Source organism: Streptomyces sp. NPDC006925, assembly GCF_042869575.1.
In the GTDB taxonomy this organism is placed as follows: Bacteria; Actinomycetota; Actinomycetes; order Streptomycetales; family Streptomycetaceae; genus Streptomyces.
This window is the reverse complement of sequence record NZ_JBIAGB010000006.1, coordinates 45,402-71,083: the sequence shown is the minus strand read 5'-3', so window position 1 is coordinate 71,083 and position 25,682 is coordinate 45,402. Positions and strand designations below refer to the sequence as shown.

Below are 25,682 nucleotides of genomic sequence, written 5' to 3'. Positions count from 1 at the left end.
CGTCATCGCCTCCGCCGGGGCGTGCGCCGCCCCGCGGCCGGGACGCGGACCCTGCTCACAGGGCGATCTCCGGCTCCTCCTCGGGCTCTGCCGTCTCCCCGTCCGGCGGCTCCTCGGACCACCCGGGCTGCGGCGCCTCCGCGGTGGCGAACCCCGGGACCCAGGTCTCCATGTCGTGCCGCATCCCCACCGTCGCGCCGAGCTGGCACAGGACGCCGATGGTGCTGAGTGTCACCCGGTGGATCAGCAGATAGGACGGCGGCAGGTTGAGTTGCCGCCCCAGCTGGTGGGCCGCGGAGCGGGGGTCGGCGATCCGGGCTGCCTGTTCGCGCATCCAGTCTCTGCTGAAGGTGAACTCCTCCACGCATGCGGGCTCGACGATCGGCAGCAGATACTCCCGTACCGCTTCCGGTTCCAGCTCTATCTCCTGTTTGACGAAGCCCTCTTCGCGCAGCAGTGCGTAGGCCGTCTCCGCGTCGCCGTCGAGCATCATCCGCAGCACCTCGCCGATCGTCGGGGGCAGCCCTTCCGGCAGTCGGTCCACGGTGCCGAAGTCCAGCACTCCCAGCCGCCAGTCGGCGGATGTCCCGGTGTCCCCGGGGACCAGCCGGAAGTTTCCCGGGTGCGGGTCCGCGTGCAGCAGTCCGGTGCGTACGGGGCCGGAGAAGAGGAACCGACTCAGCAGCCGCCCGGCGCGGTCCCGTTCCTCCTGGCTGCCGTCGGCGATCACCTGGGAGAGCGGTACGCCCTCCAGCCACTGGGACACCAGCACCCTGTCGGCCTGGTGGACCACGTGCGGGACGACGACGTCCTCGTCCGCCTCGTACTCCTCCGCGTAGGTGCGCTGGGCCTCCGCCTCCAGGCTGTAGTCCAGCTCCTCCGCGATCCGCTCGTGCAACTCCGCGATGAGCGGTTTGATGTCCATTCCCGGTATCAGCGGGCTCAGCAGCCGGGCGAATCGGCTCAGTTGGGTGAGGTCGGAGACGAGGGCCTCGCCGGCGCCCGGGTACTGGACCTTGACGGCGACGTTCTGCCCGTCGTGCCAGACGGCGCGGTGCACCTGGCCTATGGAGGCCGCTGCGGCGGGTTTGTCGTCGAACTCGGCGAAGTACTCGCGCCACTCCTGGCCCAGCTCCTCCTCCAACACCTTGTGCACGGTGCCGGCGGGCATCGGCGGAGCGGCTTCCTGGAGTCGGGTCAGCGTGGCGCGGTAGGGGCCCGCCAGCTCGTCGGGGAGGGCGGACTCGAAGACCGAGAGGGCCTGCCCGAACTTCATTGCACCGCCTTTCAACTCGCCGAGCACCTTGAAGAGCTGCTCGGCGGTCCGCTGCTGCAGCTCCTGGCCGACGAGATCGGCGGAAAGGCCCCCGAGGCGCTTGCCGAGCCCCCATGCGGAGCGGCCCGCGAAGCCCAGCGGCAGGGCGGCCAGCTTGGCCGTCCGCGTCACCGCCTTGCGCGGAAGATCAGACATGCGTCCCTCCAACTCCCTGACAGCTCAACCGAGACAGCACCGAGGACGTCGGCCACCCGGTCATTGTCGCCTGCCGCCGGCCGTTCGCGGCCGTGCGGGGTGCGCGGTCACCGAAGCGGCACCGCACGGACACTCCGGATGCGCCGCGAACTGCTCGGTGTCCGGCAGCAGGTGGGGCAGTGCGAACCGCAGCCGATAGCCCACCGCGCAGGCTCCGTCCCCGTCCAGATAGCTCAGCGCGTAGGAGGTGACCGCGCCCGCCACCATGGTGGCCAGTGCCGTGTCGCAGGCGGGGACCCCCGTACGCCGTCTGCTCGCCGTCCGCCACTGGCCCACCAGCATCGGCCAGCTGGGCTCCCGTTCCGCCCGGGTGCGTGCCAGGCACTCCGCGCACGGCGCGGAGCCGGGGAGCACCAGGGGGCCCACCACTCCGGTGGCCTCGACCACGCCGCCGAACAAATGGGGTGTCCCTGCCTCCATGAAGCGCTCGGTGGCCTCCGGGTCGGGGGCGTAGGCGTCCAGGCCGTCCCGCGGTGTCACCACCACCAGGCCGGTCTCGGAGCGGGCGCCGCTACGCCGGGGGCGGGAGCGGCGGACCACGCCGCGGGCTGCCACATCGCGGCGCGTGCCCACCTGCTCCGCGGGCACCCCGCCCGGCGCGGTGTCCCACTCCTCCACCACGCCCCCGTCCGCCACGTCCACCTGGCCCACCCCCGCGGCCGACAGGGCGGCGGCCACCGTGGTGCCCACCCGGCCCAGTCCTCGCACCTGGACGCGCGCGGCCTGCCGGGCGGCGAGTCTGCGCACCCCGCCGCCGGGTTCGTGGTGCACCACGGACAGTGACGCCAGATCCGGCCGCAGCCGGTCGCTGACGTGCGCCGCGGCTTCGCGGTCGGCCGTCGCGTCGTCCAGCACCCCGGCAGCGCTGAGCCGCTCGGTGATCCTCGCCGGGGTCGGGGGCGCCAGGCCGAGCCGGTCTGCTTCCTGCTGGAGCCGCTCCATGCTGCGGGTTCCGTCCATCATCTCGATGAAGGCCGCCGCCGCGTCGCTCAACGGTCCCAGCAGGACCGCGTGCGCGGGCGCCACACCGCACTGCACGGTCTGCCTGTCGCGCCAGCCCCGCCGCAGCGCAGGCTTGATCATCGGGTGCACGTTCCCCCCTGACGTGCCGGGACTCGCCCCGGCTCGGCTGTCGATCACTGGGGACAGCATGCCGTCGCCGGTGGATTTCGCGGAGTGAGTTGTCCACAGGCGACGGCATCAGTCATACAAGCGTGAGCCGTTCGCCCTCGCCGTGCCCCCGTCCGTTGTCGCCTTTCCCCCTCGAACAAGCCTGGAGGCGGGACTTCCGCCGACCGCAGCGGGTAACGTCGTGGCGTGCCCGCCGACCCGCTGAACAGCACCAGCCGACGCGCGGTCGAGGTGCGCCGCAGCACCCGCCGACGCCGCACCGTCTCCGCCTACCGCGAAGGCGACCGCACTGTCGTGCTGCTGCCGGCGCGCATGACGGCGGACGAGGAGGCGCGCTGGGTCGGCGTGATGCTCGACAAGCTCGCCGCCCAGGAGAGCAGGCGCATGCTCGACGACAGCGACCTCGCCCGGCGCGCGGCGACCCTCTCCGAGCAGTATCTCGACGGGCATGCCCGGCCCGCCTCGGTGCGCTGGGTGACCAACCAGAACACCCGCTGGGGCTCCTGCACGCCGGCGGAGGGCAGTATCCGGCTCTCCCACCGGCTGCAGGGCATGCCCGAGTACGTCATCGACTACGTGCTGCTGCACGAGTTGTCACATCTGCTCGTGCCCGGCCACGGCCCGCGGTTCTGGCGGCTGCTGGAGGCGTATCCGCGCACCGAGCGGGCGCGCGGCTATCTGGAGGGGGTGGCGGCAGCCGAGCGGCTGCCGCACCAGCCCGTCAGGGGAGAAGGCTCCGGACCCGTCCCGGGGGAGGGCTCCGACACCGTCACGGAAGAGGGTCCCGGCCGGGGCTGACCGCGACGGCCGCGGCCGAGAGCCGGGCGAGCCGCACCACGGACTGGTCCTCGACCCCGGCCACCTCGTCGAAGCCGAACCAGCGCAGGTCCAGGGACTCCTCGCTGAGCGCCGCGACGGCGCCCTCGGGGGCGAGAGCCGCGTACTGCACATCCAGATGCCAGGCGCAGGGCGTGCGGTGCTTGTCGAGCCGGAGCGGGCCGCCGGGCAACAGGGAGAGCCCCGGGATGCCCGACTCCTCCGTGGCCTCCCGCAGCGCGGCACCGGCCAGGGTGGTGTCCTCCGGCTCGCAGTGGCCCCCCATCTGCAGCCATCTGCCCAGCTTGCGGTGGAGCGTCAGCAGCACCCGGTCCTTCCGCGGGTCGACGACCATCGCGCTGGCGGTGATGTGCCCCGCGGAGCACGCCTTCCACATGCCGTCCGGCCGGTCGGCGAGATGGCGCAGATACTCCTCGCGCAGCTCCTCCTGGGCGGGGTCGCCGTCCTTGCTGCGCCACCGGATCAGGACACGCTCCGCATCCGCGCGGAGGTCGCCGGGCGACGCGCTCACCGCGTGCCTTCGCCCTCGCCGCCCTCGCCGCCGTCGCTGTCGTCCGCGCCGGGCTGCTCCCCGGAGCGCTTCTCCTGCGACCGGTCGCCGGCGGAGGGCTCGTCCCCGGTGCCGCCCTCCCGCCTGCCGTCGGCGCCGGTGCCGCTGTCCGCGGCGGCCGCGTCGCCCAGCATCTTGTCCAGCTCGGAGAAGTCCGGCTGCTCGTGGTGGACGAAGGCGTCCGGGTCGTCCAGGTCGGCGGCCGTCGGCAGCATGTCCGGGTGCTCCCACACGGCGTCGCGGCCCTCGGCACCCCGCGCGTCGGCCAGCGAGGCCCACAGCCGGGAGGCGTCGCGCAGCCGCCGGGGACGCAGCTCCAGGCCGATCAGCGTGGAGAAGGTCTGCTCCGCCGGGCCGCCGGAGGCGCGCCGCCTGCGCAGCGTCTCGCGCAGTGCGGAGGCGGACGGCAGGTGCGGTTCGGCCGCTGCGTGCACCACCGCGTCCACCCAGCCCTCGACCAGCGCCAGCGCCGTCTCCAGCCGGGCGAGCGCCGCCTTCTGCTGCGGGGAGTCCTCCGGCTGGAACATGCCCTGCTGGAGTGCTTCCTGCAGTTCCTCGGGGCGCTGCGGGTCGATCTGCCCGACCACGTCCTCCAGCTTGGCGGTGTCCACCTTGATGCCCCGGGCGTAGCCCTCGACGGCGCCGAAGAGGTGCGAGCGCAGCCAGGGGACGTGCGCGAACAGCCGCTGGTGTGCGGCCTCCCGGAGGGCCAGGTAGAGGCGGACCTCCTCCAGCGGGATGCCCAGTCCGCCGCCGAGCGCCTCGATGTTGACCGGCAGCAGGGCCGCCTTGTTGGCGGGCCCCAGCGGGAGTCCGATGTCCGTGGAGCCGACGACCTCGCCCGCCAGCACGCCCAGTGCCTGGCCGATCTGGGTGCCGAACATGGCGCCGCCCATGGAGCGCATCATGCCGAGCAGCGGGCCGGCCATCGCCTGCATCTCCTCGGGCAGCACATCGCCCATGGCGGCGCCGACACGCTCGGCGACCGGGTCGACCAGGTCCTTCCAGACCGGCAGGGTGGCCTCGATCCACTCCGCGCGGCTCCAGGCCACCGCGGCGCCGGAGCCGGAGGGCAGGGAGGTCACTCCGTCCAGCCACAGGTCGGCCAGGCGTACGGCCTCCTCGACGGCCGCGCGGTCGTGCGGGCTGACGGAGGCGTCCTTGGAGCCGTCCTGGGCTCCCGACGCGACCGTCTGCCGTGCGATGTCCTTGGCCATGTCCCAGTTCACCGGGCCGCCCTCGTAGGAGAGCATCTGGCCGAGCTTCTGGAAGGCGGCGCCCAGGTCGCTCGGGTCGAGCTGGCCCTGTCCGCCGCCCAGCGAGCCGAACATCGCCGCCAGGGGGTTGTCGGCGCCGCCGGAGCCCGGGGCGCCGCCGAAACCGAACGGGTTCGGCTGGTCGCCGCCCGGCTTCTTCTCGCCGTCGTTCCCGTCCTCGGGCTCCTCAGGAGGTACGCCGAATCCGAATGGGGTGTCACTCACGGGTTTCCTCGGCTCTGTCTCGTAGGACGGTCTGGTGGTTCGTGGACGGTCTGCATGTCCTGGGTGCGGTCGGGTTCTGCGCCGGTATGTCCCGGGGGCATCTGCGGGCTCTGCCTCCAGCCTAGACACGAGTCAGGCAGGATGGAGCCTGCGCACCCCGTACCAGAAACAACCACTGGAGACGCCCGGTGAGTTCCTCCGAGTCCCACGTTCGCGCAGCGCGAACCCCGACCGTCGCCGTCACCGGCGCCGCCGCGGGGGTCGGCGCGCTGCTCACCGAGCGGTTGGCGGCGTCCGAGGAGATCAAGCAGGTCATCGCACTGGACGAGCGCAGGGGCGAGGTGACCGAGGCCCAGTGGCACACCCTGGACGTGCGGGACCCGGCCATCGCCGACCGGCTGCGCGGCGACGGCGACCCGGTGGACGTGGTCGTCCACCTGGCGCTCGATCTGGATCTGGAGACCGACCCGGTGGCCCGCACCGCCTTCAACGTGCGCGGCACCCAGACCGTGCTGACCGCCGCGGCGGCCGCCGGCGTCCGCCGGGTCGTGCTGTGCACCTCGGCGATGGTCTACGGAGCGCTCCAGGACAACGACGTGCCGCTCTCGGAGGACGCCGAGCTGCGGGCCACCGCGGACGCCACGGGGGTGGGCGACCTGCTGGAGCTCGAACGCCTGGCCCAGCGCGCCCCGCGGGCCCACCCGGGCCTCAACGTGACCGTCCTGCGCCCCACAGTGCTGGTCGGCGCCGGTACGGACACCACCCTCACCCGCCACTTCGAGTCGCCGCGGCTCCTGGTGGTCGCCGGATCGCGCCCCTGCTGGCAGTTCTGCCATGTCGAGGACCTGGTCAGCGCGCTCGAGTACGCCGCGCTGGAGAAGGTCGAGGGCGAGATGGTGGTGGGCTGCGACGGCTGGCTGGAGCAGGAGGAGGTCGAGCAGCTCACCGGGATGCGGCGGATGGAGCTGCCCTCCAGCGTCGCGCTGGGCGCCGCCTCCCGGCTGCACCGGCTCGGACTGACCCCTTCGCCCGCCGCTGACCTCGCGTACACCATGCACCCCTGGGTGGTCAGCGGCAGCAGGTTGCACGATGCGGGCTGGCGTCCGGCCTGGACGAACGAGGAGGTGCTCGCCGCGCTGCTGGAGGACGTCTCCGGCAGGCACACCGTCGCGGGGCGGCGGCTGGGCCGTACGGAGGCGGCCACCGCGGCCGGCGCCGCGGGTGCGACGGTGGCGCTTCTGGGCACCGCCGCGCTGGTGCGCAGGGCACGCAAGCGGCGCGGGCTGTGAGCGGCGCCCGCGGGCTGTCAGCGGCGCCCGCGGCCGCGGCCAGGCGGCGCGGGTACGACACGGCGGGCCCGGCAGGCGGGGTGTTCCGGATCCGGGGCAGGTAGGGCAGCATGACCGGCATGGCACAGACGTACGACGGCGAGCACGGCCCCGGGCACCGGCACGTGAACTCCGACCACCCCGGCGAACTGGGGGCCGAGGACCCGATCCGGCTGCTGGAGATCCGCGAGGACCCGCTGTCCGTGGACGAGGTCTTCGCCGCGGTCGGCGACCACGCCGCGGGTGGTACGGCGCTCTTCGTCGGCACCGTCCGCGACCACGACGGCGGGGCCGACGTCGCCCGTCTGGGCTATTCCTCGCACCCCACGGCCGAGGCCGAGCTGCGCCGGGTCGCCGAGAAGGTCGTCGCCGACCACCCGGTGCGCGCCCTCGCCGCGGTGCACCGCGTCGGGGACCTGAGGGTGGGGGACCTGGCGGTGGTCGTGGCCGTCTCCTGCCCGCACCGCGCGGAGGCGTTCGACGCCTGCCGCAAGCTCATCGACGACCTCAAGCACGAGGTCCCGATCTGGAAGCACCAGACGTTCGCCGACGGAGCCGAGGAGTGGGTGGGCGTCTAGGCGGCCCCCGCAGCCCCGGAATCGCTCCTGGACCGGGCCGGATCGGCGATCCCGCCGCGCACGCGGGTGCAGCTCGTTCCGGTTGCGTAACCGGCCCCTCGCCCCGACCGTTGAGACACCGACGGTTAATCTGCTCATCGGCCGGTCTGCCGGTCGCCGGGCCGTGTGCCCGGGAGGCACCTACGAGGGTCGGGAGGTTCCGGATGGCTGCTCTCGCCTGGTTGCTGATTCCGTTGGTCGCCGCTGTCGCCACGAGCATGTGGGGAAGCTGGGTCGGGCGGCGCCGGGTCAAGACGCCCGACGCCGCAGGGGTGGCCGGATACGAGCGCTTCCGGGTCGCCATGGAGCGCTCCCGCGCCGACGACGCCCCCGACGCCTCTGCGGTGGCCGACGAGCCCGAGGCCCGCAGGGACCTCCGGTGGTGGAGGCGGAAGGGGGATCTCGAACTCGCCTCCGCCGGGGCGGCGGCCCGCACGACCCCGGACGGACCGGCCCGGGAAGCAGGTTGACAGACCCTTCCCGTACTGTCGTGCCATGCCTCGCCGCACCGCGACCCTGCTGACCTCTGCGCTGCTGCTCATAACGATGTTCTGCGTAGGAGCGCTCCTGAACGTGCCCTATGCCGAGATGTCACCGGGTCCGACGGTGAACACTCTCGGTTCGCACGACGGGGATCCGGTGCTCAACGTCAAGGACGAGCCGGGCCGCAAGGGGCGTCCCGAGGTGTACGACACCTCGGGCAACCTCAATATGACGACCGTCCGCGTCACCAGCTCCCAGTACAAGATGACCCTCTTCGGGGCACTGTCCGGCTGGCTGCGCCATGACAGCCTGGTCGTCCCGCACCACACGCTCTATCCGGATGACAAATCGGCCCAGGAGGTCGACGAGGAGAACGCCGAGGAATTCACCGCCTCCCAGGAGAGCGCCAAGGCCGCAGCGCTGAAGGAGCTGGACCTCCCGGTCAGCACCCACATCCTGGTCGGCTCCGTGGAGAAGGGCGCCCCGGCGCACAAGCGGCTGCACGCGGGAGACGTCATCACGGCGGTGGACGGCACACCGGTCGGCGGGGCGCAGAGCGTGGGCAAGCTGGTCACCCGGCACAAGCCCGGTGAGAAGGTCACCTTCACCGTGATCCCGGCGGCCCGGGTGAAGGCCGCCCAGAAGCGGGGCGAGAAGCCGCCCGCCGAGGACGCCGAGAAGGTCACCGTCGGCACGCGCAAGGCCGCGGACGACGGCCGCGCGGTCGTGGGCATCCAGCCCGCGGTGGGGCACACCTTCCCGTTCGAGATCGACATCAAGCTCGCCGACATCGGCGGCCCCAGCGCCGGACTGATGTTCGCGCTCGGCATCGTCGACAAGCTCACCCCCGCCGACCTGACCGGCGGGAAGTTCGTCGCCGGGACGGGCACCATCGACGACGACGGCAAGGTGGGCGAGATCGGCGGCATCCAGATGAAGACCGTCGGCGCCCGCAAGAAGGGCGCCGAGTACTTCCTCACCCCCGCGGGCAACTGCGCCTCCGCCGCCAAGGACAAGCCCGAGGGCCTCACCCTGGTGAAGACCGCCACCATCGACGACGCACTCAGCGCGCTGAAGAAGATCCGCAGCGGCAGGACCGACGAGCTCACCCGCTGCAAGGCGCCCTGACCGCCGCACCGCGCGCCTGGGCGCGCTGAGGCGACCCCGGCCCCTCCGCCCCTCCTCCGTCCCCGCCGCGCGGCTCCTGCGGCCGCCCCCCGGGCCGGGCGGCGGCGCGGTGCGGCGCCGCCCTCCGGCCCCGGCTACTCCGCGAAGGTCGCGGCCAGCGCCTCCGCGAGACCGGGCACCAGATCGCCGCCGGTGAGCACCTCCGTGGCGGAGTCCTTCTCCCGCAGTCGCAGCGCCGACTCGCGCTCCCCGTCCCGCAGGACCGCCACCGTCATCCGCACCTCGCTGCGCTCGGGGTGCTCGGCGACCCAGCGGGCCAGCTCCTCCTCGCCGAGGTCCTGCGGCACCGCCGCCTCGGCAGACGGCGGCAGCATCAGCCGCTCCACGGTCACCGCGCAGCCGTCGACCGACGGGGGCCAGGCGATCGTCCCCAGGAACTCGTCCAGCGCCACGTCCGCGGAGATCTCGTCCTGCTCGACGGGGGTGAAGGAGGCCCCGCGGGCGCTGTCCGGCTGCCGGTCCAGCCCCAGCTGCCCGGCCAGAGTGGGCTCCTCGGCCCGCAGCCGCTCGGTGTTCACCAGCGCGAAGAGCCGTGTGGGCTGGTTCCAGCCCAGGCCGGAGGCGTATTCGTCGATCTCCAGTACCGCGCGGGTCAGGGGTCCGGAGGCGAGGGGCGTGCCCTCGGGAGAGAGGTTGTCCATCCCCATATCGTGCCGTCCCGGTGCCGGAAAGCGTGACTCGGACCCCGGAACCGGGAACTGGGTAAAGCTTCGTTAAGTTGCTTAGGTGGGCCTACGATGCGGGCCCAGCATCATCGCTTCATAAACTGCGAATCTTTGAGGTGCGCACCTTGGCTTTCCAGATGCCGGACCGGGGCTCAGGGGGTCCCTCCGGGCCACGGATCAGAGTGGGTCGGCCTTCCCGGCGCGCCCGGACGCTGTTGATGACAGCGGGCGTGCTGGTGGTCCTGGCGATGCTCTTCGTCATGTTCTCCGGGTTCTGGACGGACTGGCTGTGGTATCGCTCGGTCGACTACAGCTCGGTCTTCACCAAGACTCTGTGGACCAAGATCGGCCTGTTCGCGGTCTTCGGACTGCTGATGGCCGTGGCTGTCGGGTTCAACATCTGGCTGGCGCACCGGCTGCGCCCGCCGCTGAGCGCGATGTCGATGGAGCAGCAGAGCCTCGACCGCTACCGCATGGCGCTGGCGCCCTACAAGAAGTGGGTGCTGCTGGGGGCCACGGCCCTGATCGGGCTGATCTCCGGCGCCTCCGCGGCAGGCCAGTGGCGCACCTGGCTGATGTGGGTGAACGGCGTCCCGTTCGGCTCCAAGGATCCGCAGTTCCACAAGGACATCTCGTTCTTCGCGTTCGACCTGCCCTTCTACCGGTTCCTGCTGGGCTTCGGCTTCGCTGCCGCGATCCTCTCGCTGCTGGCCGCCGCCCTGGTGCACTACCTCTACGGCGGGCTGCGGGTGACGACCCCGGGCGCGCGGGCGACGGCGCAGGCGACCGGGCACCTGTCGGTGCTGCTGGGCGTCTTCGTCGCGCTGAAGGCGGTGGCCTACTGGCTGGACAGGTACGGCCTGGCGGTCAAGTCCGGCGACTTCAAGGCGACCGACAACTGGACGGGTCTCAAGTACGTCGACGCCAATGCCTACCTGCCGGCGAAGACGATCCTGTTCATCATCGCCATCATCTGCGCGCTGCTGTTCTTCGCCACGATCTGGCGCCGCACCTGGCAGCTCCCGGTGATCGGCTTCGGGTTGATGGTGCTCTCGGCCATCCTGATCGGCGGGCTCTACCCGGCGCTGGTGCAGAAGTTCCAGGTCTCGCCGAACGAGCAGGCCAAGGAGACGCCGTACATCAAGAAGAACATCGAGGCGACGCGCAAGGCGTACGACATCGACGACGCCGAGGAGCAGGACTACCGCGGCACCAGCAAGGCGAGCAACGAGAAGCTGCGCAACGCGGCCGACACCACCGCGAGCATGCGCCTGCTGGACCCTAACGTCGTCTCGCCGACTTTCCAGCAGAAGCAGCAGGTCCGCGGGTACTACCAGTTCCCGGCGACCCTGGATGTGGACCGCTACAAGAAGGACGGCAAGGAGCAGGACACCGTCGTCGGTCTCCGGGAGATCAACACCAACGGCATCCCGGAGAAGAACTGGATCAACGAGCACTTCAAGTACACCCACGGCTTCGGCATGGTCGCCGCCAAGGGCACCTCGGTGGACAAGGACGGCGCTCCGGACTTCACCGAGAAGGACCTGCCGCCGGAGGGCGACCTGGGCAAGTACCAGGGCCGGGTCTACTACGGAGAGAAGACGACGCAGTACTCCATCGTCGGCGGTCCGCAGAAGGAACTGGACTACGCGGACGACAACGGGGAGAAGACCTACACCTACAAGGCCGACAGCGGCGTCAACCTCTCCAACCCGCTCAACCGTGCGGCCTACGCGGTCAACTTCAACGAGCCGCAGATCCTCTACTCGGGAGCGATCGGCGAGGGCTCGCGGGTCCTGTACAAGCGCACCCCCAAGGAGCGCGTGGAGGCGGTCGCCCCCTGGCTGACCATCGACGGCGACCCCTACCCCGCGGTGGTGGACGGGCGCATCAAGTGGATCGTCGACGCCTACACCACCTCCAACGGCTACCCCTACTCGTCGCGGACGACCCTGGGGGACACCACGGAGGACTCGCTGACCGACGGGCAGCGCGCGGTGGTCGCCCAGCAGAACCGCGTCAACTACATCCGCAACTCGGTCAAGGCGACGGTGGACGCCTACACGGGCAAGGTCGAGATGTACCAGTGGGACAAGAAGGACCCGGTACTGAAGACCTGGATGAAGGCGTTCCCCGACACGGTGAAGCCCAAGAGCGCCATCAGTGGCGATCTGATGGACCACCTGCGCTACCCGCAGGACCTCTTCAAGGTGCAGCGCGACCTGCTGCAGACCTACCACGTGACCTCGCCGTCGCAGTTCTACAGCGGCAGTGAGCGCTGGCAGGTCCCGGACGACCCCACGCACAAGGGCAACGCAGTCCCGCCGTACTACCTGAGCATGAAGATGCCCGGCCAGAAGGAACAGCAGTTCCAGCTCACGACGACGTTCAACCCGAACAAGCGCGAGACGCTGGGCGCGTTCATGGCCGTCGACGCGGACGCGAAGAGCGGTGACTACGGCAAGCTCAGGCTGCTGAGACTGCCGCCCAACACCACGGTCGCCGGTCCCTCGCAGGTGCAGAGCAAGTTCAACTCCGACCCGGTGATCGCAGACAAGATCAACATTCTGAAGAAGGGCGACTCCGAGGTCGAGTACGGCAATCTGCTGACCGTGCCCGTGGAGGGCGGCCTGCTGTATGTCGAGCCGGTCTACGTCCGTGGTGCCGGCACCAACTACCCGCGGATGCGCAAGGTCCTCGTCGCGTACAACGAGCGCATCGCCTTCGAGGACAGCCTCGAGCAGGCGTTGAACAAGGTCTTCGGTACCGAGGGCCGGCAGCAGGACGGCGAGCGGACCGGCCCCGGCGACCAGGAGAAGGACAAGGGCAAGGACAAGGAGAAGAACCCGCCCAACGCCTCGGTCGCCGACGCGCTCAAGGACGCCCAGACCGCGTGGGACAAGAGCGAGAAGGCGCGCGAGAAGGGCGACTGGGAGGAGTACGGCAAGCAGCAGAAGGCTCTGGCGGACGCGTTGGACGAGGCGGCCGAGGCCGAGAAGAAGGGCAGTGGCGAGAGCGGATCCGGCAGTAGCGGGTAGCGGGTGAGACCACCCTGCCGAGTGGTGTAGAGTTGTACTCACAACGGCGCGGGGTGGAGCAGCTCGGTAGCTCGCTGGGCTCATAACCCAGAGGTCGCAGGTTCAAATCCTGTCCCCGCTACCACTCGGGAGAGGCCCGGAGTCAACAGACTCCGGGCCTCTTTCGCTTGTGCGGGGGACAGTTGGACCAGAGGGTTTGGGTAGTCTCTTCGTCGGGAAGTCGACAAACCTCTGAAGTGACCTCACCGGCTGCGGTATACGAGGTGTACGCGGGTTGCGGGTGGTGCGACGATGGAGCTTATGGGGGAGAAGGCAAGGCTGACGGACCCGGTGCGTCCCGGTCCGGGCCTGAGCGTGGAGGAGTACACCGAGCAGACCACAGCAGCCGTGCGGATCGCAGCAGTCGAGGAGACGACGGCAGTCGGGAGGACGACAGCGGACGAGAGCGCAAGGGCGCCGGCCGAGACGACCGCAGCCGACAGCGTGCTGGGCGCCCAACTGCTGCGCCGGGGGGACCTGAACGGCGCCGAACCGCATCTGCGCGCGGCCACCGCCGCGGGGGACCGCGCGGCCGCCAACAACCTGGGGGTGCTGCTGCACCAGCGGGGATACCCGGAGGAGGCCGCGGAGTGGTGGCGTACCGCGGCCGTCGCCGGCTCCGCGGCCGCCGCGCACGCGCTCGGCCGCTACCACCGGGAGCGCGGCGACGAGCCCGCGGCCTTCTACTGGCTGCGGCAGTCCGCCGAGTCCGGCCACGCGCTGGGCGCCTACGCGCTGGCGGACCTGCTGGAGCACCACGGGGAGGACGGCGCCGAGGAGTGGTTCCGGGCCGCCGCCGAGCGCGGGCACAGAGAAGCGGCCTACCGCGTCGCCCGGGCGGTGAACGCGCGGGCCGAGGGGCTGGCCGCCCGGAGCGGGCCCACGGCCGCCGCGGTGCGGGAGACCGCGGAGGAGGCAGAGCGCTGGTTCCGGCAGGCGGCCGCCCGCGGCCACCGCAGAGCGGCGCTCCGGCTCGGCGCGCTGCTGGAGCGCCGCGGCGAGCTGAAGGAGGCAGGCCGGTGGTACCTCACCTCCGCCAAGGACGGTGAGGCGCGCGCCGCCTGCGCACTCGGCTTCCTGCTGCGGGACGCGGGCGACGAGGAGAGCGCCGCCGTGTGGTGGCGCCGGGCGGCCGAGGACGGCGACGGCAGTGCGGCGAACGCGCTGGGCGCGCTGCACGCCGACCGGGGCGAGCGGCAGGCCGCCGAGCGCTGGTACCGCGTCGCGCTCGACGCCGGTTCCGACAACGGTGCCTTCAACCTCGGGCTGCTCTCCGCGGCCCAGGGCCGCACCGCGCAGGCCGAGCAGTGGTACCGCCGAGCCGCCTACGCCGGGCACCGGGAGGCCGCCAACGCGCTCGCCGTGCTGCTTCTCCAGCGCGGGGACGCCGAAGGCGCCGAGCCGTGGTTCTCCAAGGCCGCCGAGTCCGGCAGCGTGGACGCGGCCTTCAACCTCGGCATCCTGTACGCCGGACGGGGCGACGAGCCCACCGCCCGCCAGTGGTACGAGCGCGCGGCTGCTTCCGGCCACGCGGAGGCCGCCCTCCAGGTCGGCATCGCGCTGCTGCGTGAGGGCGAACTGCACACCGCGGAGCGGCATCTGCGCTGCGCCGCGGGCGGCGGCAGCGTCGAGGGCGCTTTCCGGCTCGGTGCGCTGCTGGAACGGGTCACCCGGCACGGCACGGGGGAGCTGGGGTCGGAGCACGAGCTCGGCCGTCCGGACGGCGCCAGACCCGAGTACGAGGAGTGGTACGAACGTGCCGCCGAACACGGCCACCGCCGCGCCCAGGTGCGGCTGGGCATGTGCGCCGCCGCGCGCGGCGAGGTCGTGGACGCGGCCCGCTGGTACCGCGCCGCGGCCGAGTCGGGTAGCCCGAACGGCGCGTTCAACCTGGGCCTGCTGCTGGCCCGTGAGGGCAGCGAGCCGGAGGCGGCCGTGTGGTGGGCCCGCGCAGCCGAGGCCGGGCACGGCAGGGCCGCGCTGCGGCTGGCACTGATCAGCGCCCGAGGCGGCGAGCTGGACGAAGGACAGTTCTGGTGCGCCCGTGCCATGGAGCTCGGTCCGGCCGAGGTGGCCGAACGGGCCGCGAAACTCCGTGAGGCCCTCCGCTCGGAGCTGACGGCCTGAGAGCTGAGGGCCGAGGGCTGAGGGCCTGGCGACCACCAGACGGCCCGGGAACCGGACGGCCTGAGGACCGGACGGCCTGAGGACCGGACGGCCTGAGGGCCTGACGGTCTGGGGCCTTCCCGTCCTCGCCCGGGGCCCATCCTCGCCCGGGTCCGTCCTCGCCTCCCCGTCCTCGTCGGGGCGGGGGGCGGGGATGTTCTCCCGCGGCCCAGGGCGGCGGCCCACCCTCGGCCGCTGTCGTGACGTCGGAGGCGGCAGCGGCGGCCCGGGGGCGGCCGGGATCGCCTCGGCGCACGGGCCTCGGCCGCCATCGGGATCTCGATTTGCGCTGGTCGTCGGGCCGGGTTAGAGTTGTGCACACAACGGCGCGGGGTGGAGCAGCTCGGTAGCTCGCTGGGCTCATAACCCAGAGGTCGCAGGTTCAAATCCTGTCCCCGCTACTGAAGGCGAAGGCCCGGATCCTGAGGATCCGGGCCTTCGCCCTTTTCGGTTGGCTTCCTCTTCTCCCGCCCCGGCGGCTCGGTACACGACGGCGAACGGCCCCGCACCCGGGCGGGGTGCGGGGCCGTTCGGGCCGTGAAGGGAAGCCTGCCGACTCCGTGTGACCGTCGGCCGGGAGCGCTCAGGCGCCGGCGCAGTTCGGGCAGACGCCCCGGTAGGTGACGGTGGCGTCGGCGATGGCGAAGCCGTAGCGCTCGTTCTCCGGGAGTGTCGCCAGCGGGTCGCCCGTGGGGTGGACGTCGCGGATCGTCCCGCAGCGGGAGCAGACCAGGTGCTGGTGGGTGTGTCGCGCGTTCGGGTCGTAGCGCTTGGCGCGCCCGTCGGTGCTCACCTCCAGCACCTCACCGAGGGCGACCAGCTCGCTCAGGGTGTTGTAGACCGTCGCGCGGGCGATCTCGGGCAGGCGGTCCGTCGCACGGGCGTGGACCTCGTCCGCCGTGTAGTGCACATGGTCGCCGTCGAGCACCTCGGCGACGACTCGCCGCTGTGCGGTGAGTCGCCAACCGCGATCGCGCAGCCGTTCCAGCAGGTCACTCATAGGCCCAGCCTAGCAGCGGCGGGTCCATGAGCAGAACCCGTACGGGTTTTGTCTTCATCTTGACTTGGACAATGTCCAATGTAGGCTGTCGAGTGGTTGGCCCACAGGACAGATGTGATGCACAGGAGGCGCACGTGACCGTGCAGGACGAGACGGCCGGACCCATGACGACGGAGGCCGGTGCGCCGGTCGCGGACAACCAGAACAGCCAGACCGCCGGAGTGGGCGGACCGGTGCTCGTCCAGGATCAGCACCTGCTCGAGAAGCTCGCCCACTTCAACCGCGAGCGCATTCCCGAGCGCATCGTGCACGCCCGGGGCGCGGGCGCGTATGGCAAGTTCACCGTCACGGCGGACGTGACCGAGTACACCCGGGCGAAGTTCCTCTCCGAGATCGGCAAGGAGACCGAGGTCTTCCTGCGGTTCTCCACGGTGGCCGGCAACCTCGGCGCGGCGGACGCGGTGCGTGACCCGCGTGGGTTCGCGCTGAAGTTCTACACCGAGGAGGGCAACTACGACCTGGTCGGGAACAACACCCCGGTGTTCTTCATCAAGGACGCCATCAAGTTCCCCGACTTCATCCACACCCAGAAGCGGGACCCCTACACCGGCTCGCAGGAGCCCGACAACGTCTGGGACTTCTGGGGTCTCTCGCCCGAGTCGACCCACCAGGTCACCTGGCTCTTCGGCGACCGCGGCATCCCCGCGTCCTACCGCCACATGAACGGCTACGGTTCGCACACCTTCCAGTGGACGAACGAGGCGGGCGAGGTCTTCTGGGTCAAGTACCACTTCAAGACCGACCAGGGCATCGAGAACCTCACCGCGGCCGACGCCGACGCGCTGGCCGGCAAGGACCCCGACAGCCACCAGCGGGACCTGCGGGAGTCCATCGAGAACGGCGACTTCCCGACCTGGACCGTGCAGGTCCAGATCATGCCCGCGGCGGAGGCGGCGCACTACCGCTTCAACCCGTTCGACCTGACCAAGGTCTGGCCGCACGAGGACTACCCGCCGATCGAGATCGGCAAGCTGGAGCTGAACCGCAACCCGCGGAACATCTTCGCCGAGACCGAGCAGTCGGTCTTCTCCCCGCACCACTTCGTGCCGGGCATCGGCCCCTCGCCGGACAAGATGCTCCAGGGCCGGCTGTTCGCCTACGGCGACGCACACCGCTACCGGGTCGGGATCAATGCCGATCTGCTGCCGGTGAACGAGCCCAAGGCGACCCAGGCGCGCACCTACGGCCGGGACGGCGTGATGTACGACGGCCGGCACGGCGGTGCGAAGAACTATGAGCCGAACAGCTTCGGCGCGCCGACCGAGACGGGCCGCCCGCTGTGGCAGCACGCCACCGTGAGCGGTACGACCGAGGACCACCCGGCGGCCGTACACGCCGAGGACGACGACTTCGTGCAGGCGGGGAACCTCTACCGGTTGATGTCCGAGGACGAGAAGCAGCGGCTGATCGACAACCTGGCGGGCAACATCGCCGGCGTCTCCCGCGACGACATCGCCCAGCGTGCGATCGAGAACTTCCGCAAGGCGGACCCGGACTACGGCAAGCGGTTGGAGGCCGCGGTCCAGGCCCTGCGCGGCTGATCGACCGCTCGCCGTACGAGCCCGGAGGGGCCGGACGCCATGGGGCTCCGGCCCCTCCGGTGCGTCCGGCCCCTCCGGTGTGTCCGTCCGGCGCGGCCGGTCCCGGTGGGGCCCGGCCCCCCCGGGTGCGCTAGACGGCGACCTCCTCGGTGGGCTCCGGCGCCGCCGGGACGCGCTGGTCCGACCAGGTGCGGACGATGTCGCGTACGGACAGGACGCCCACCGCCTCCCGTTCGTCGAGCACGATCAGATGTCGGAAGCCGCCGCGTGTCATGGCCTGCGCCGCCGCCTCCAGCGTCCAGTCCGGCGTGGCGAAGACCACGTCGTCGGTGGTGTGGTCGTGGGCCCGCTCCCGGTCCGGGTCCTGACCGGCGCCGAGGGAGTCGAGGATGTCGCGCTCGGTGAGGATGCCGAGCCCGCTGGTGTCGGGGTCGAGGACGACGGCGGCACCGACGCGGCGGGCCGACATCAGCCGGGCCGCCTGGCGCAGGGTGTGGGCGGGGCCGATGGTGAGGACGACGGTGCTCATGGCGTGCTGGACGTGTCCGGGCATGAGAGGGCTACCTCCTTGGCGGAATGCCTCCCGAGGGCCCGGCGAGCAGTCGGCCGGGACCTCGAGAAGCGATTCACAAGAGCACAAGCGAGCGAATTCTCATGTTCACATGTGCTGGAGGTCACAACAAGGACGTGTGTAGGGACCACCCGGACGAGGGGCGGGATCAGGCCGTCAGATAGCTCAGCAGCGTCTCGTGCAGCAGTCCGTTCGACGCCGCCGCGCTGCCGCTGTGCGGTCCCGGCTTCCCGTCCAGCCCGGTGAAGACGCCGCCCGCCTCCTCGACGATCACCGCGCTCGCCGCCATGTCCCACAGCGACAGTTCCGGCTCGGCGCAGATGTCCACCGCCCCCTCGGCGACCATCATGTACGGCCAGAAGTCGCCGTAGCCGCGGGTCCGCCAGCAGTCCCGGGTCAAATCCATGAAGCCGCCCAGCATGCCGCGCTCCTCCCAGCCGTGCAGCGAGGAGTAGGCGAAGGACGCGTCCCGCACCTCGGAGACCTTCGAGACCTCCATGCGGGTGGCCTTGGACAGGCTGCGGCCGGTGTAGGCGCCCGCGCCCTTCGCCGCCCACCAGCGCCGGTTGAGCGCTGGTGCCGAGATGACGCCGACCACCGGCCGGTCCCCGCCCTCGCCCATCTCCATCAGCGCGATCAGCGTCGCCCACACCGGAACGCCGCGCACATAGTTCTTCGTCCCGTCGATGGGGTCGATCACCCAGCGGCGCGGCCCATGGCCCTCGGTGCCGAACTCCTCGCCCAGTACCGCGTCGCGCGGCCGGGTGCGCTGGAGCGAGACGCGGATCAGTTCCTCGGCCGCCTTGTCGGCCTCGCTCACCGGCGTCATGTCCGGCTTGGTCTCGACCTCCAGGTCGAGAGCCTTGAACCGCTCCATGGTCGCGGCGTCGGCGGCGTCGGCCAGCACATGGGCGAGACGCAGATCATCGTGATAGTCCAGCATGTCCGAACAGTATCGAGCGGCGAAACCCCCGGCCACAGGGCCATGCGCGTGCGCCGCGTATTGACACCTCTTGGCGGTGCGTCAATTCTGTGCCGCACACCGGGCTGCCGGTCAGCCCGTCTGCGGACGCCTCGCGTGCACGGGCCGCCAGCACAGGCCGGGGCAGCGGGGTGCGGGCCGGGGAGGCGACGATGCCTGCTGCACGCGAGACCCTGCTGGACGCCGCCCATGTGGCGGTACGGGCGCGACCCTGGACGGCGGTGCGGATGGTCGACGTCGCCGCGGCCGCCGGGGTGTCGCGGCAGACGCTCTACAACGAGTTCGGCAGCAAGGAAGGGCTGGGCGCCGCACTGGTCGACCGGCTGCTGGACGACTTCCTGGACGGCGCGGGCCGAGCGGTGGCCGAGGCGTGCCGCAGCGGAGCCGACCCGGCGGCCTGCTGCGCCGCCGCCGCGCACTGGATCCTGCGGACGGCGCGGGCGGAGCCCATCGTCCGGGCGGCCCTCACCGATTGCTGGGGCGCGCGGATGCCGCTGCCCGCCCGTCCGGTCCCCGGCCACGGGCCGGGTGGCGAGCCGGGCGGACTCGCCGCGGTGCTGCGCAGCCGCGCGCTCGCCGGGCTGGAGCGGAGCGGGCGGGTCCCCGTGGGCGGTCCGGTGCCCGGCGGTCCGGCGCGGCGCGGCGCCGGGCGGCAGGAGTTGGAGCGCGCCTACGAGGCCGGGCTGCGGATCGCGCTCTCCTACGTCGTCGCGCCCGAGCACGGCGACGAGGAGCCGTGCGGACGGGTCGACGAGGTCGTCCGCGCCTTGCTGGCGGGCTGACCCGGTGCCCGCAGCGAGGGCACCGAGGCACCGGCCCGGGCCGCGAGAGGTGCTCGGGGCGGGCTCAGTGCGCGCTGCCGGAGAGCTGGAGGCCCATCACCCCGACGATGACCAGCGTGATGGAGACCAGCTTGAGCGCGGAGATCACATCGCCCATGAAGACCATGCCGTAGATCGCCGTCCCCGCGGCGCCGATCCCCGTCCAGACCGCGTACGCCGGACCGACGTCCAGCCGCTTGAGCGCGAGCGTCAGCAGGCCGAAGCTGCCCAGTGCGAAGGCGCAGAACGCGACCGTGGGCCACAGCCGGGTGAAGCCGTGCGAGAGCTTCAGGCACACAGCGAAGCCCGTCTCCAGCAACCCCGCGACCATCACCAGCAGCCACGCCATGTGCTCTTCCTCTCGTTGCTCCGGTGGGGCAGCAGGTCAAGCGCAGGAAGCCCAGTATGCAGCGGGAGCCGGGTGGAATCGGTCAGTCCCCTTCGCGCCTCTCCCGCGTCGCCAGCAGGCGGCGCAGCGAGTGCAGGCGGGCCGGATCGGCGTGCCCGTCGGCCACCCACTGGTCGAGCGCGCAGGCGGGCTCGTTGTGGCTGCACGCACGGGGGCACTCGGCGGCGCCCTCCTCCAGATCGGGGAAGGCGTGGATGACGCGCGAGAGCTGGATGTGGTTCAGGCCGAAGGAGCGCACCCCCGGGGTGTCGATCACCCAGCCGTCCGCACCGACCGGGGACGGCGGCAGCGGCAGCGCCAGCGCCGAGGTCGTGGTGTGCCGCCCGCGCCCGGTGACCGCGTTCACCACCCCGGTGGCCCGCTGCCGCTCCACCAGCGCGTTGACCAGCGTGGTCTTGCCGACACCGCTGTGCCCCACGCACACCGTGGTCCGGCCGCGCAGCAGCTCGCGCACCTCCTCGGCACCCGGGCCTTCGGCCAACTCCGCCCGGCTGGTGACGACATGGCGCACGCCCAGTGGCGCGTACGTCTCCAGCAGCGGACCGGCCGGTGCCAGGTCCGCCTTGGTCAGCACCAGCAGCGGCTCCAGCCCCGCGTCGAAGGCCGCCACCAGGCAGCGGTCGATCAGCCGGGGGCGCGGCTCGGGGTCGGCCAGCGCCGTGACGACGGCGAGCTGGTCGGCGTTGGCCACCACGACCCGCTCGTACGGGTCGTTGTCGTCCGCCGTCCTGCGCAGCACCGAGCTGCGCTCCGCCACCCGGACGATCCGGGCGAGCGTGTCCTTCTCGCCCGACAGGTCGCCGACCACGGCCACCCGGTCGCCCACCACCACCGCCTTGCGGCCCAGCTCGCGGGCCTTCATGGCGGTGACCGTGCGCTCCTCCACCAGGCAGGTCAGCCGGCCCCGGTCGACGGTCAGGACGAGGCCCTCGGCCGCGTCCTCGTGCTTGGGCCGGGTGTGGGTGCGCGGGCGGCTGCCCCGGCGCGAGGGACGGACCCGGATGTCGTCCTCGTCGGTGTGCTTGCCGTAGCGGCGCATCCCGGGCGCCCTCTCAGGCTCTCTCTCCGGTCCCGGACGGGAGTCCCAGCAGCTCGCCCCACATCCGGGGGAAGTCCGGCAGGGTCTTGTACGTCGTCGCGATGTTCTCCACCTCGACGCCCTCGACCGCCAGGCCGAGCACCGCGCCCGCGGTGGCCAGCCGGTGGTCGTCGTAGGTGTGGAAGACGCCGCCGTGCAGCGGGCGCGGCCGGATCCGCAGTCCGTCCTCCGTCTCGGTCACGTCACCGCCCAGGCCGTTGATCTCCTTGACGAGCGCCGCCAGCCGGTCCGTCTCGTGCAGCCGCAGATGCCCGACACCGCGCAGCACCGACTCGCCCTCGGCCAGCGCCGCGACGGCGGCGATGCCCGGCGTGAGCTCGCCCACCTCGCCCAGATCGATGTCGATGCCGTGGATCCGGCCGCTGCCGGTGAAGGTCAGGCCCCGCTCGTCCAGCACGCAGGAGCCGCCCATGGCGGTGAAGATCTCCCGCAGCGCGTCACCGGGCTGCGTGGTGTGCTCGGGCCAGTCCGGGACGGTGACCCGGCCGCCGGTCACCAGCGCCGCCGCGAGGAAGGGCTGCGCGTTGGACAGGTCCGGCTCGACCGTCAGGTCCCGGCCGAGCAGCGCCCCGGGCGTCACCCGCCACACGTTCGGCGCGCCCCCGTCCTGCGGCGCGTCCACCTTCGCGCCCGCGGCACGCAGCATGTCCACGGTCATCCGGATGTGCGGCATGGACGGCAGCGTGCGGCCGGTGTGCCGGACCTCGACCCCCTGGTTGAAGCCCGGACCGGACAGCAGCAGGGCACTGACGAACTGGCTGGAGGAGGACGCGTCGATCTCGACCGGGCCGCCCGCCAGCGAGCCGTTCCCGTGCACCGTCATCGGCAGTGCGCCGCGCCCCTCGTCCTCCACCCGGGCGCCCAGCGTGCGCAGCGCGTCGATGACGCCGTGCAACGGCCGTTCGTAGGAGCGCGGATCGCCGTCGAACCGGATCGGCCCCCGGGCGAGCGCCGCCAGCGGCGGCAGGAAGCGCATCACGGTGCCCGCGTTGCCGACGTCCACGGTCGCCGGGCCGCGCAGCGCCGTCGGGATCACCCGCCACGCCTCGCCCCCGGGGCGTTCGCTGTCGGCCGCGGTGGCCGAGTACGCCGAGTACGCCGAGGATGAGGACGAGACGGTCTCCTCGATCCCCACCCCCAGGGTCCGCAGCGCCTCCGCCATCAGCAGGGTGTCGCGCGAGCGCAGCGGGCGGCGCAGCCAGCCCGGTTCGGAGGAGAGCGCGGCCAGTACCAGGGCGCGGTTGGTGACCGACTTGGAGCCCGGCACGGTGACGGTCGCCTCGACCCGGCCCGGTGCGGTGGGTGCGGGCCAGAGTGCGGTCTCTGCGGGGCTGGTGCGCTGGTCGGTCATGGGGCCACTGTAATGGCTGGTGGCCGGCCGCCCCGCTGGTCGGCACCCTGTCCGCGGCGCGTGGCCGGGCCCCGGCTAAAGCCCCAGCAGCCAGCGTCCGCCGCCGACGAGGGAGCACAGCGCGACCGCGTGGAAGAGGAACAGCCACGCGGCTGCCGGGAGATGGCTCAGCCGGGCGAGCTGGTCGGCGTCCGAGTCCGGCAGACCGGGCCCGGCCGGGCCGCGGTGCGCCCCCTGCCGCCGCCGCTTGCCCTGCAGCTCGAAGACCGGCCGCACCCCACCCAGCAGCAGGAACCACACCACCACGTAGGCGAACGCCGCCTGCACCTGGGGGCCGGTCAGCCAGGAGATGAGCAGGAACGCGCCGCCGGTCAGGACGAGGGCGAGCACGCCGTAGGCGTTGCGGATCATCACCAGCATCGCCACCAGCAGCGCGGTGGCGCCCCACAGCAGTGCGGTGACGTGGTGGGAGGACAGCAGCCAGGCGCCGCACAGACCGAGCAGCGGGGGAGCGGTGTAGCCGGCGGCGGCGGTCAGCACCATGCCGAGGCCGTGCGGCTTGCCGCGCGAGACCGTCAGCCCCGAGGTGTCCGAGTGCAGCCGTATCCCGTCCAGCCGCCGCCCGGTGAGCAGGGCTATGAGTCCGTGTCCGCCCTCGTGCGCGATGGTGACCGCGTTGCGCGAGATCCGCCACACGCCGTGCGGCGCCACCGCGAGCAGCGCGACGAGACCGGTGACCAGCACCAGCCATTCCTCGGGGGGCTGCTGGCCGCCGACGACCCGGTCCCAGACATCCGTGATGCTCGCGTTGTCCATGTTCGGGGTGTTCTCCTCGTGTGCTCGGGGGCCGTACCGCCCCGCGTGCGGTCAACGCACGGCGACGGCCCGGCGTGCCGTGGCAGTCTTGCAGGCATGTGCGGACGGTATGCAGCGAGCCGGAGTGCCGAGGATCTGGTCCGGCTGTTCGAGGTGGAGAAGTGGGAGCCGACCGAGGCGGCGGGCCCGGACTGGAACGTCGCGCCCACCAAGCAGGTCCACGCGGTCCTCGACCGCCCCGTCAAGGGCAGCGACGACCCGCGGCCGGTGCGGCAGCTGCGCACGCTCAAGTGGGGCCTGGTGCCCGGGTGGGCCAAATCACCCGACGTGGGCGTCAAGATGATCAACGCCCGGGCCGAGACCGTGCACGAGAAGCCCGCCTACCGCCGCCCCTTCGCCGCCCGCCGCTGCCTGCTGCCCGCCGACGGCTACTACGAGTGGGTCACCGCGCAGGGCGAGCTGAAGCTCGAACAGGAGGGCAAGCGCAAGCGGCCCCGCAAGCAGCCCTACTTCATTTCCCCCGCGCCGGACGCCCCCGCGCCGCACGGCGCCCAGCAGGAGCAGCCGGTGATGGCGATGGCCGGCCTGTACGAGTTCTGGCGGGACAAGACGCTGCCCGACGACCATCCGCAGGGCTGGTGGGCGACGTGCACCGTCCTGACCACCGCGGCGGAGACCACACCGCTGGCCGACGTGGACGAGCAGAGCGAGGGCGGTCCCCGGTCGCTGGCCGACATCCATCCCCGGATGCCGCTGATGCTCACCCCGGACCGCTGGGACGCCTGGCTGGACCCCGCCCGAACCGACTCCGGGGAACTGCGGGAGCTGCTGGCCCCGCCGCCGGAGGGTCTGCTGCGGGCCTGGCCCGTCTCCACGGACGTCAGCAATGTCCGCAACAACGGCCCGCACCTCCTCAAGGAGCTTCCCGCACCGGAGGAGGAGACCCTCTTCTGAGCGTGCCGGGGTGTGCCGGGGCCGTGCCGGGCGATTCTCCGCGGGCCGCTGGCAGGATGCCGGTATGAGCACCCAGCAGCAGGCCCCGCAGCCGCGGGGAGCCGGACAACCCCGGACCGAGACCGTCGCCACCCCCGCCGGTGAGGCCAGGATCACCTGGCACGACGCGCGTCCGGCGCACACGGTGCTGGCCCTCGGGCACGGCGCGGGCGGCGGGATCGACGCCCGGGACCTGCGCGCACTGGCCGCCGCGCTGCCCGCCCATGGCGTGACGGTGGCCCTGGTCGAGCAGCCCTGGCGGGTGGCGGGGAAGAAGGTGGCTCCGGCGCCCCGCACCCTGGACGCCGCGTGGAGCGCCCTGTGGCCGGCGCTGGCGCTGCCGGGACTGCCGGTGATCGCCGGCGGGCGCAGCGCGGGGGCCCGCGTCGCCTGCCGCACCGCGGGGGCGCTGGGCGCCTGCGCGGTGCTGGCGCTGTCCTTCCCGCTGCACCCGCCGGGCAGGCCGGAGAAGTCCCGCGCCGAGGAGCTGACCTCGGTGGAGCTGCCGGTGCTGGTGGTGCAGGGCGGCCGTGACCCGTTCGGCCGCCCCGAGGAGTTCCCGGCCGGTACGGCTCCGGTGGAGGTGCCCGGCGCCGACCACGGCTTCGCCCTGCCGAAGTCCGCCGAGCTGACGGAGGCGGCGGCGATGGAGCTGGTCACCGGTGCCGTCACCCGATGGATCACCGGCCGTCGGGCGGAGTGGCGCAGCCACGGGTGAGCGGTTCCTGCGCGGCCCGGGAATGATCGGCGCACCCGGATGGTTGCACGGGGTGTCCGGCTGCGGAGGGAATCCGCGGCCGGGAAGAGTGTGAGATGCAGCCATACCCTCCATGAGGAAAGGGAGCCGCCCCGATGGGTTCTGTCGCTTGCCCCCAGCGTCCGCGGGCCGCTGACCTGGACTGGGCCACGGTGGCGCTGTCCTCCGGCGCGAAGATTCAGGCGGCGGGCGGTGGCGGTCGTCGTCTATTCTCCGATTCGGGCGGGT

The 25,682-nt window shown here is 72.2% G+C and carries 23 protein-coding genes and 2 tRNA genes; 13 read left to right on the top strand and 12 right to left on the bottom strand.

What is annotated here, in order from left to right; translation table 11 throughout:
• Positions 1-55: 55 nt before the first annotated feature.
• Positions 56-1,471: an AarF/ABC1/UbiB kinase family protein gene (locus tag ACFYNS_RS11050; protein WP_360293207.1), complete on the bottom strand. Its 1,416-nt coding sequence runs from the start codon at positions 1,469-1,471 to the stop codon at positions 56-58.
• Positions 1,472-1,531: 60 nt separating this feature from the next.
• Positions 1,532-2,614, bottom strand: a complete 1,083-nt coding sequence (locus ACFYNS_RS11045) for a ThiF family adenylyltransferase (RefSeq protein ID WP_388602176.1) — start codon at positions 2,612-2,614, stop codon at positions 1,532-1,534.
• Positions 2,615-2,848: 234 nt separating this feature from the next.
• Here ACFYNS_RS11045 and ACFYNS_RS11040 point away from each other — a divergent pair, with 234 nt between their 5' ends.
• Positions 2,849-3,460 (top strand): M48 family metallopeptidase, encoded by a 612-nt coding sequence (locus tag ACFYNS_RS11040; RefSeq protein WP_360293212.1) that lies wholly within the window; start codon positions 2,849-2,851, stop codon positions 3,458-3,460.
• Here ACFYNS_RS11040 and ACFYNS_RS11035 read toward each other — a convergent pair.
• Together ACFYNS_RS11035 and ACFYNS_RS11030 are read right to left on the bottom strand one after the other, a co-directional pair.
• Positions 3,432-4,010, bottom strand: coding sequence for an NUDIX hydrolase (locus tag ACFYNS_RS11035; RefSeq protein WP_360293215.1), 579 nt, complete (start codon positions 4,008-4,010; stop codon positions 3,432-3,434). The genes ACFYNS_RS11040 and ACFYNS_RS11035 overlap by 29 nt on opposite strands.
• The gene (locus tag ACFYNS_RS11030; protein WP_388602173.1) at positions 4,007-5,530 is read right to left on the bottom strand and encodes a zinc-dependent metalloprotease; all 1,524 of its coding nucleotides are present in this window, start codon (positions 5,528-5,530) and stop codon (positions 4,007-4,009) included. Before ACFYNS_RS11030 ends, ACFYNS_RS11035 begins: the two co-directional genes overlap by 4 nt.
• Before the next feature lie 188 nt (positions 5,531-5,718).
• Here ACFYNS_RS11030 and ACFYNS_RS11025 point away from each other — a divergent pair, with 188 nt between their 5' ends.
• The 4 genes from ACFYNS_RS11025 (at position 5,719) to ACFYNS_RS11010 (ending at position 9,086) form a co-directional block, all read left to right on the top strand.
• The gene (locus ACFYNS_RS11025) at positions 5,719-6,819 is read left to right on the top strand and encodes an SDR family oxidoreductase (RefSeq protein ID WP_360293221.1); all 1,101 of its coding nucleotides are present in this window, start codon (positions 5,719-5,721) and stop codon (positions 6,817-6,819) included.
• 119 nt (positions 6,820-6,938) lie between these two features.
• Positions 6,939-7,436 carry a molybdenum cofactor biosynthesis protein MoaE gene (locus ACFYNS_RS11020; protein ID WP_360293224.1) on the top strand — a complete coding sequence of 166 codons (498 nt, stop codon included), beginning with the start codon at positions 6,939-6,941 and terminating at the stop codon, positions 7,434-7,436.
• 203 nt (positions 7,437-7,639) lie between these two features.
• Complete coding sequence (locus tag ACFYNS_RS11015) at positions 7,640-7,945, top strand: hypothetical protein (RefSeq protein WP_360293226.1); 306 nt, start codon at positions 7,640-7,642, stop codon at positions 7,943-7,945.
• Positions 7,946-7,970: 25 nt separating this feature from the next.
• Complete coding sequence (locus tag ACFYNS_RS11010) at positions 7,971-9,086, top strand: PDZ domain-containing protein (protein ID WP_360293229.1); 1,116 nt, start codon at positions 7,971-7,973, stop codon at positions 9,084-9,086.
• Positions 9,087-9,220: 134 nt separating this feature from the next.
• On the opposite strand, the gene ACFYNS_RS11005 is transcribed toward ACFYNS_RS11010, so the two are convergent.
• Complete coding sequence (locus ACFYNS_RS11005; RefSeq protein ID WP_360293232.1) at positions 9,221-9,787, bottom strand: PPA1309 family protein; 567 nt, start codon at positions 9,785-9,787, stop codon at positions 9,221-9,223.
• A 140-nt stretch (positions 9,788-9,927) separates the two neighbouring features.
• On the opposite strand from ACFYNS_RS11005, the gene ACFYNS_RS11000 reads away from it, so the two are divergent.
• The 4 genes from ACFYNS_RS11000 to ACFYNS_RS10985 all read left to right on the top strand — a co-directional run bounded on the left by ACFYNS_RS11000 (position 9,928) and on the right by ACFYNS_RS10985 (position 15,455).
• On the top strand, positions 9,928-12,849 hold the full coding sequence (locus tag ACFYNS_RS11000) for a UPF0182 family protein (RefSeq protein WP_388602170.1): 2,922 nt from the start codon (positions 9,928-9,930) through the stop codon (positions 12,847-12,849).
• Between the two features lie 47 nt (positions 12,850-12,896).
• Positions 12,897-12,973 (top strand) — tRNA-Met (locus ACFYNS_RS10995).
• 167 nt (positions 12,974-13,140) lie between these two features.
• Positions 13,141-15,015, top strand: coding sequence for a tetratricopeptide repeat protein (locus ACFYNS_RS10990; protein WP_388602167.1), 1,875 nt, complete (start codon positions 13,141-13,143; stop codon positions 15,013-15,015).
• A gap of 366 nt (positions 15,016-15,381) precedes the next feature.
• A tRNA-Met gene (locus ACFYNS_RS10985) sits at positions 15,382-15,455 on the top strand.
• Positions 15,456-15,637: 182 nt separating this feature from the next.
• On the opposite strand, the gene ACFYNS_RS10980 is transcribed toward ACFYNS_RS10985, so the two are convergent.
• On the bottom strand, positions 15,638-16,054 hold the full coding sequence (locus tag ACFYNS_RS10980) for a Fur family transcriptional regulator (RefSeq protein ID WP_360301852.1): 417 nt from the start codon (positions 16,052-16,054) through the stop codon (positions 15,638-15,640).
• A 134-nt stretch (positions 16,055-16,188) separates the two neighbouring features.
• Here ACFYNS_RS10980 and ACFYNS_RS10975 point away from each other — a divergent pair, with 134 nt between their 5' ends.
• Positions 16,189-17,655 carry a catalase gene (locus ACFYNS_RS10975; protein ID WP_360301855.1) on the top strand — a complete coding sequence of 489 codons (1,467 nt, stop codon included), beginning with the start codon at positions 16,189-16,191 and terminating at the stop codon, positions 17,653-17,655.
• Positions 17,656-17,785: 130 nt separating this feature from the next.
• Here the strand turns inward: ACFYNS_RS10975 and ACFYNS_RS10970 are convergent, their stop codons facing one another.
• Positions 17,786-18,208 carry a CBS domain-containing protein gene (locus ACFYNS_RS10970; RefSeq protein WP_360301858.1) on the bottom strand — a complete coding sequence of 141 codons (423 nt, stop codon included), beginning with the start codon at positions 18,206-18,208 and terminating at the stop codon, positions 17,786-17,788.
• A 166-nt stretch (positions 18,209-18,374) separates the two neighbouring features.
• Entirely contained in the window at positions 18,375-19,169 is a 795-nt protein-coding gene (gene hisN / locus ACFYNS_RS10965) for a histidinol-phosphatase (RefSeq protein ID WP_360301861.1), read from the bottom strand.
• Positions 19,170-19,360: 191 nt separating this feature from the next.
• On the opposite strand from hisN, the gene ACFYNS_RS10960 reads away from it, so the two are divergent.
• On the top strand, positions 19,361-19,990 hold the full coding sequence (locus ACFYNS_RS10960) for a helix-turn-helix domain-containing protein (RefSeq protein ID WP_360301864.1): 630 nt from the start codon (positions 19,361-19,363) through the stop codon (positions 19,988-19,990).
• A gap of 64 nt (positions 19,991-20,054) precedes the next feature.
• Here ACFYNS_RS10960 and ACFYNS_RS10955 read toward each other — a convergent pair whose 3' ends face one another.
• The 4 genes from ACFYNS_RS10955 to ACFYNS_RS10940 all read right to left on the bottom strand — a co-directional run bounded on the left by ACFYNS_RS10955 (position 20,055) and on the right by ACFYNS_RS10940 (position 23,704).
• The gene (locus ACFYNS_RS10955; protein WP_360301867.1) at positions 20,055-20,378 is read right to left on the bottom strand and encodes a multidrug efflux SMR transporter; all 324 of its coding nucleotides are present in this window, start codon (positions 20,376-20,378) and stop codon (positions 20,055-20,057) included.
• A gap of 82 nt (positions 20,379-20,460) precedes the next feature.
• Entirely contained in the window at positions 20,461-21,477 is a 1,017-nt protein-coding gene (rsgA, locus tag ACFYNS_RS10950; protein WP_360301870.1) for a ribosome small subunit-dependent GTPase A, read from the bottom strand.
• A gap of 13 nt (positions 21,478-21,490) precedes the next feature.
• A complete protein-coding gene (aroA, locus tag ACFYNS_RS10945; RefSeq protein ID WP_360301872.1) occupies positions 21,491-22,888 on the bottom strand; it encodes a 3-phosphoshikimate 1-carboxyvinyltransferase in 1,398 nt (465 codons plus the stop codon).
• 75 nt (positions 22,889-22,963) lie between these two features.
• Positions 22,964-23,704: a M50 family metallopeptidase gene (locus ACFYNS_RS10940; protein ID WP_360301875.1), complete on the bottom strand. Its 741-nt coding sequence runs from the start codon at positions 23,702-23,704 to the stop codon at positions 22,964-22,966.
• A gap of 96 nt (positions 23,705-23,800) precedes the next feature.
• Between ACFYNS_RS10940 and ACFYNS_RS10935 the strand changes: the two genes are divergently transcribed.
• Together ACFYNS_RS10935 and ACFYNS_RS10930 are read left to right on the top strand one after the other, a co-directional pair.
• Complete coding sequence (locus ACFYNS_RS10935) at positions 23,801-24,658, top strand: SOS response-associated peptidase (protein WP_388602162.1); 858 nt, start codon at positions 23,801-23,803, stop codon at positions 24,656-24,658.
• Between the two features lie 64 nt (positions 24,659-24,722).
• Positions 24,723-25,415, top strand: coding sequence for an alpha/beta family hydrolase (locus tag ACFYNS_RS10930; RefSeq protein WP_388602160.1), 693 nt, complete (start codon positions 24,723-24,725; stop codon positions 25,413-25,415).
• The last annotated feature ends 267 nt before the right edge of the window (positions 25,416-25,682 follow it).